Consider the following 6,293-nt stretch of genomic DNA (forward strand, 5'->3'; position numbering starts at 1 on the left):
TTTGTAGGTTTTATTAATAAGTACAACTTATGCTTTGATATCGAACCTTCAGCAAGGCGAGTTCACTTATTCACTGTCATCATTATGATGCGCTAGGTTTTCTACATTGGCTTTAATCAACGAAATTAACTGTAAGGTTGCATCTGTTTGGGTATCAGGATTGAGATAAAGTGCTTCGTTGAATACCGGTAATATTGGCAGTCCATGCTCAACGGGATCGAGTATTTGCATTTTGTCGCTGATCCGAAATTCAGCAATGGGGGCAATGGTAAGATCGTTTTCAACGGCCATACACAATGCTTGTGGTGACGGGGTTGATAGTAATACATTGATCGAGCGCATTGTTAATTGATGATTGGCAAAGACTTGTGCGCGAATAGGGCAATTTTCTGGGTACAGTGCCATAGGAATAGCGCTGCGTTTATGGGCATTACCATTCTTGGCTGCTACCCAATGAAAGCGTCGTTCAAAAAGCAACTCTCCATTAGCCGGTGTTTGCCAATGAGTTGCAACGATGACATCAAATTCACCTTGTTGTAAGCGTTTGTATAAATTTCCGCTCACGTCAGTATCAATCACTAATTCAATTCGCGTAAATTCACGAATAAATTCTAATAAACAGCTGCTTAAATATCGTTTTATATAATCTGTTGGAACACCTAATCGAATTATTTCTCGATTTTGGCCATCTTTTAAATCATCTAAAGCTTGTGAACTTAACTGCATCATTTTATAAGCATAGTTAAGCAAAGTGACACCTGATTCTGTCAAGGTGACCCCTTTGTTATCACGGATAAGCAGTGGTTGACCAACGCTTTCTTCAAGCTTTTTAATCTGCAAACTTAATGCAGATTGAGTGCGGCAAATTTGTTCAGCAGCCTTTGATAAGTTGCCATTTTCTGCCACAGCAATAAAGCTTTCAAGCAATTCTATTTTTAGCATTATCTTTAGGAATATTGGCTATTGGAATTGTTCATAGTGGTATCAGTATTACTTAATATCGAATAAGTAAGAAGCTTGTTATTGTACGAATGTGAAGTGATAACAAATTATTGATGAAAAGTAAGGGATGCATTATGAGTAGCTGGCAACAACGAGGTGATTACTTAGTTGAAGTGTCACAGCGCTATTTAAAAGGACATAAAACCTTCGATCTTTGTCGTTCGCATTTAGTAAAGGCTAGCCAAATTTCAAAAGGGACTGTGTATAACCATTTTCCCAATGAAGCTGATTTAATTGTGGCTATGGCCATTGATGATTTAAACCATTGCTTAGCCCAAGCAAAACTTGATGAACAAGCTTATGCAGATCCACTCAATATGTTTCTGTTCCATCAATGCAGGCGTTTACATGATGCGTTAGTTAATCAACGTTTTGTGATTGAACGAGTGATGCCAAATGAAGATATTTTATCCCATGCAAGTGAGGTATATCAGCAAGCGTATCAGCAGCGCTATGATGAGTATTTTGCTTGGTTTCACCATGTGATTGATAAGATAGGTAAGATTGTTGGTTTTAATCGAGCTGAACTGGTGACTCATTATTTACGTGGCGCCATCATCAATACTGACGATGCGGGTAAAGATGGTCTTGATCCTAATTTATATTATCAATATTGCTACGCTATTACCCAATTGCTCGGCCATTCAGACAAGCGATTACCTAAGCTTACTGTATTTAAAGATTGGCTAAGCAAAATGCCGCAACAACAATCTGCGGCATAACTATTCTATTGGCTAAGAAAAGCGATAACTTTAGCTTTTGGCATGCCTGTTATCATCTGGATATGCTCAAAAGAGATCGCTTGTTGAGGTTTATATTGCTTAATAGTTTCAAGTTGATGGAGCCATAAATGACCTGTCATGGTTGCATCTGCTAATGCTCGGTGAAAAACACCATCATTTGGCAATTGATGATAATCAACCAATGTCCCCAGTTTATGATTAGGAGCATCTTGATTGATCCTACGAGACAAGAGTAAAGAACAAGCAAATTGACCTGAGTATTGATGATTGATCCTATTGAACTCGGCGTCTAAAAATTTCTTATCAAAGCTGGCGTTATGCGCAACGAGATTAAAGTCGCCCATAAAGTCTGCAAAGCGTGCCATGACCGTTTCGCAATCATCAGCAGTTTGTAGCATTTGATTGCTAATTCCTGTGTAGTTTTCAATGAAACTACTTACCCGTCGGCCAGGGTTCATCAGTTCTTGAAATGAGTCAACCACGACACCATCTACTAATTTTACTGCACCAATTTCAATGGCTCTATCACCATTATCGGGTGATAAACCTGTGGTTTCGAAATCAAGAACGACGACATTATTTGCTGACATATTGTGTTACTTACCAATACAGAATGAACTGAAGATTTTACCGAGTAGATCATCGGAGGTAAATTTACCTGTGATTTCTGATAAGGCCATTTGCGCCATACGGAGTTCTTCTGCAAGTAACTCGCCTGCCAAGTAAACTTCAAGTTGTTCTTTACCTAATTGCAAATGGTTTGAAGCGAGATCTAATGCCTCTAAATGACGACGACGGGCAATAAAACCACCTTCAAGGTTACTTTGATAACCCATTAAGGATTTTAGGTGTTGTTTAAGTTCGTCAACGCCTAAACCTGTCTTAGCTGAAATACGGTAAACATTGTAGCCGTGCTCATCAGTTGTCATGACAGGCTCACCAGTTAAGTCGGCTTTATTTCGCACCACAGTAACGCCAAGTTTAGCGGGGAGGCGGTCGATAAAACCTGGCCATATTTCATGTGGATTTACGTCTGTGGTTGTAGTGCCATCAACCATAAATAGCACTCGGTCTGCTGTGGCTATTTCATCCCAAGCACGTTCGATACCTATTTTTTCAACTGTATCGGCTGTATCACGTAAGCCTGCAGTATCGATAATATGCAATGGCATGCCATCTAAGTGGATATGCTCACGCAGTACATCACGTGTGGTACCCGCAATTTCGGTTACAATGGCTGATTCTTTACCAGCAAGGGCATTTAACAGACTAGATTTACCCGCATTAGGACGTCCTGCAATGACAACTTTCATTCCTTCACGGATAATCGAGCCTTGTTTAGCACTGGCTTGAACTGAATCCAGTTTGTCGATGATGTTATAAAGTGAATTAGCAATTTTACCATCAGATAAGAAGTCGACTTCTTCATCAGGGAAGTCAATAGCTGCTTCGACGTATAAACGCAAGTTAGTGACTTGTTCGACAAGTTGGTGCACTTCATCTGAGAACTCACCTTGGAGCGAGTTTAAGGCGCTTTTAGCAGCTTGTTCGCTAGTGGCATCAATTAAGTCAGCGATAGCTTCAGCTTGGGTTAAATCAAGCTTGTCATTCATAAAGGCTTGCTCACTAAACTCACCTGGTTTAGCAATGCGAAGACCATCCACTTCCATTACACGCTTTATGAGCATGTCTAAAACGATTTGACCACCATGGCCTTGAAGCTCTAATACATCTTCACCAGTAAAGGAGTTAGGCCCTTTAAAGAACAAAGCAATTCCTTGGTCAATAACATCACCAGCAGCATTTTTAAAATCGCAATAATCGGCATAACGGGTTTTAGGTAAATGGCCTAACACCTGTTGTGCTACATCAGCGGCTTTATCACCCGAAATACGAATGATACCTACACCGCCACGACCTGGTGCGGTTGCTTGTGCCACGATAGTGTCTGTCATTGGGGAAAACCTTTGTTTAAATTTAATAAATGAAAAGGCGGCTCAATAGCCGCCTTTAAAGATTATATCAGTTTGAGCTATGACTTATTTTAAGCCTTTTTTCTCAAGACCTGCATAAATAATCTTTTGTTGTGTGATTGCGACTAAGTTACCTACTAACCAGTAAAGTACTAGACCTGATGGGAACCATAGGAAGAATACTGTAAAGATAACTGGCATCCATTGCATCATTTTCACTTGCATTGGATCCATGGTTGGTGCCATTGGTTGCATTTTTTGCATTAACCACATAGACACACCCATTAGTAGTGGCAATACGTAGTAAGGATCTTGAACCGATAAATCGTCAATCCAAAGCATGAATGGCGCATGGCGTAACTCATAACTTTCTAGTAATACCCAGTATAGTGCAATGAAAATTGGCATTTGTAGCAAGATTGGAAGACAGCCGCCCATCGGGTTAACTTTCTCTTTCTTGTACAACTCCATCATTGCTTGACCCATCTTCTGACGGTCATCACCAAAGCGTTCTTTTAACTCTGCAAGCTTAGGCTGCAAGTTACGCATCTTAGCCATTGAAGTGTATTGCGCTTTTGTAAGTGGGTATAAAATACCACGTACAGAAAGCGTAATTAGGATAATTGCAACACCCCAGTTAGTGACAATCGACTGGAAGAACATCAATAGTTTGTAGATAGGAATTGCTAGCCACCAAAGGAAGCCGTAATCAACAACTAAGTTTAATGTTTCAGAAATGTCTGAAAGTGCTTTTTGGTCTTTAGGACCAACGAAGAACTGAGCACTAATCGTTTGTTGTGCACCAGGAGCAATATCATGTACTGCGCCGCGGAAACCAATATTAGCTTGGCCACCCGCACTCATGCTAGAGAAGATAGTATTTGAATCGTTTGCTGGTGGTACCCAAGCTGACACGAAGTAATGTTGAAGCATCGCTGCCCAACCACCTAATGTTTGTTGGTTTAGGTTACTCTTAGCAATATCTTCAAAGTCATATTTTTCATAGCGTACACTTTGAGTCGAGAATGCTGCACCACGGTATGTTGGCATCATCATGCTACTTTCAGATGCTTGTACCGTTTGTTTAATTTGACCGTACATTTGCATTTGAAGCGGCGCTGAAGTGGTGTTGTTTACTTTGTAATCAACAGTCACATCAAATTGGCCACGGGTGAAAGTAAATACTTTGGTATAGCTTGCGCCATTTGCATCCACATAACTTAATGGTACAGATAACGTATCTTGACCATCAGCTAGTTGATAAAGTTCTGACTCTGCAGAGAAGTGTGCACGTCCGTGAGTACTGCTATCAATACCATCACGACCGATTAAACCACTTTGAGAAATATAGTTGAATGCGCCATTTTGCTCTAAAAGAACAAATGGGTCATTACTATCAATTTCAACTTTATGGTCAACCAAAGCAGCATAAACAATATCACCGCCGACTGGGTCAATTTTAATGTCTAACTGATCGGTTTTAACTTCAATCAGATTTTGAGTTGCCGGTAATTGAACAGGCATACTTGAATCTGCATCGGGTACATCGCTATTGCTGTGCGATGGTACATCATTCGTTTGAGCAACCGTAGTTTGTGTCGCGACTGGTTGCGGTGCTTTATCGTCTTGCCATGCTTGCCAAAGTAAAAAACTGACAAACAGTAGTGCGATAAGCATTAAATTGCGTTGAGATTCCATAGCCTATTTGTTACACCTGTCATTTTTAGGGGGGACGGGATCACTTCCGCCGGGATGTAAAGGGTGACATTTTAGTATGCGTTTCGCTGCAAGCCAACAACCTTTCACTGTTCCATGCGTTTTTATTGCGTTAATCGCATAATAAGAGCACGTTGGGTTGAATCTACAGCGAGGACCCAGCATGGGGCTGATAAGAAGTTGGTAACCACGAACAGCCTTAATGGCTAGCCATTGTAACGGCGACTGAGCTTGCGCCATAACTTCTCTGTTAACTTGTGTAATTCTGCATTTTCCATATCGACCACACCATTTCTAACCAAGACAACAATATCAAGATTTGGAATGTCGTGCTGATTTAAACGGAAATTTGTTCTGATTATTCGCTTAATTCGGTTGCGATCACTGGCATTTTTAACAAAACGTTTTGCAACTGTTAATCCAATACGAGGATGTTGTTCAGAATTAGGTACAGCGAGCAGAGTTATTTCAGCAGAAGATGCTTTGATAGGGTTTGAGAATACAGATTTAAATTGCGCGGGAGTTAACAGACGTAACTCCCGCGTAAAAGCATAGCTAGTCACTATGGTTATCTACTGATTAAGCAGATAAACGAGCGCGACCTTTTGCACGACGACGTGCAATCACTTTACGGCCGCCTACAGTGGCCATACGTGCGCGGAAGCCGTGAGAACGCTTACGCTTCAGGTTGCTTGGTTGAAAAGTACGTTTACTCATTTTGGCAATCCGTATATTTAGTGGTTAATAAACCTTACATTCTTAAAATAAGAGGTAAGGGCAAAAAAGAGGCCGAATTGTAATCACTTTAATCACTACCGTCAACAAGGAAAGTGGCTATATGAACAATTTTTACCTAATT

At 40.6% G+C, this 6,293-nt stretch carries 8 protein-coding genes; 1 reads left to right on the forward strand and 7 read right to left on the reverse strand.

The genetic code is table 11. From position 1 onward, the window contains the following. Positions 1-66: 66 nt before the first annotated feature. The gene (locus tag SJ2017_RS21335) at positions 67-942 is read right to left on the reverse strand and encodes a LysR family transcriptional regulator (RefSeq protein WP_055025470.1); all 876 of its coding nucleotides are present in this window, start codon (positions 940-942) and stop codon (positions 67-69) included. 134 nt (positions 943-1,076) lie between these two features. Between SJ2017_RS21335 and SJ2017_RS21340 the strand changes: the two genes are divergently transcribed. Beyond that, on the forward strand, positions 1,077-1,724 hold the full coding sequence (locus SJ2017_RS21340; RefSeq protein ID WP_065108807.1) for a TetR/AcrR family transcriptional regulator: 648 nt from the start codon (positions 1,077-1,079) through the stop codon (positions 1,722-1,724). Positions 1,725-1,729: 5 nt separating this feature from the next. On the opposite strand, the gene SJ2017_RS21345 is transcribed toward SJ2017_RS21340, so the two are convergent. From SJ2017_RS21345 to rpmH, 6 genes are all read right to left on the reverse strand, one after another. Next, a complete protein-coding gene (locus SJ2017_RS21345) occupies positions 1,730-2,335 on the reverse strand; it encodes a 3'-5' exonuclease (protein ID WP_080917317.1) in 606 nt (201 codons plus the stop codon). 6 nt (positions 2,336-2,341) lie between these two features. Further along, positions 2,342-3,700, reverse strand: coding sequence for a tRNA uridine-5-carboxymethylaminomethyl(34) synthesis GTPase MnmE (gene mnmE / locus SJ2017_RS21350; protein WP_080917318.1), 1,359 nt, complete (start codon positions 3,698-3,700; stop codon positions 2,342-2,344). A gap of 84 nt (positions 3,701-3,784) precedes the next feature. After that, entirely contained in the window at positions 3,785-5,416 is a 1,632-nt protein-coding gene (yidC, locus tag SJ2017_RS21355; RefSeq protein WP_080917320.1) for a membrane protein insertase YidC, read from the reverse strand. 3 nt (positions 5,417-5,419) lie between these two features. After that, positions 5,420-5,674 (reverse strand): membrane protein insertion efficiency factor YidD, encoded by a 255-nt coding sequence (gene yidD / locus SJ2017_RS21360; RefSeq protein WP_080917321.1) that lies wholly within the window; start codon positions 5,672-5,674, stop codon positions 5,420-5,422. Then, entirely contained in the window at positions 5,641-5,997 is a 357-nt protein-coding gene (gene rnpA / locus SJ2017_RS21365) for a ribonuclease P protein component (protein ID WP_055025475.1), read from the reverse strand. The genes yidD and rnpA overlap by 34 nt, the downstream gene beginning before the upstream one ends. 16 nt (positions 5,998-6,013) lie before the next feature. Continuing rightward, on the reverse strand, positions 6,014-6,151 hold the full coding sequence (gene rpmH, locus SJ2017_RS21370) for a 50S ribosomal protein L34 (RefSeq protein ID WP_011867659.1): 138 nt from the start codon (positions 6,149-6,151) through the stop codon (positions 6,014-6,016). Positions 6,152-6,293 lie beyond the last annotated feature (142 nt).

Origin of the sequence: Shewanella japonica (assembly GCF_002075795.1) — a bacterium.
GTDB classification, from domain to species: Bacteria; Pseudomonadota; Gammaproteobacteria; order Enterobacterales; family Shewanellaceae; genus Shewanella; species Shewanella japonica.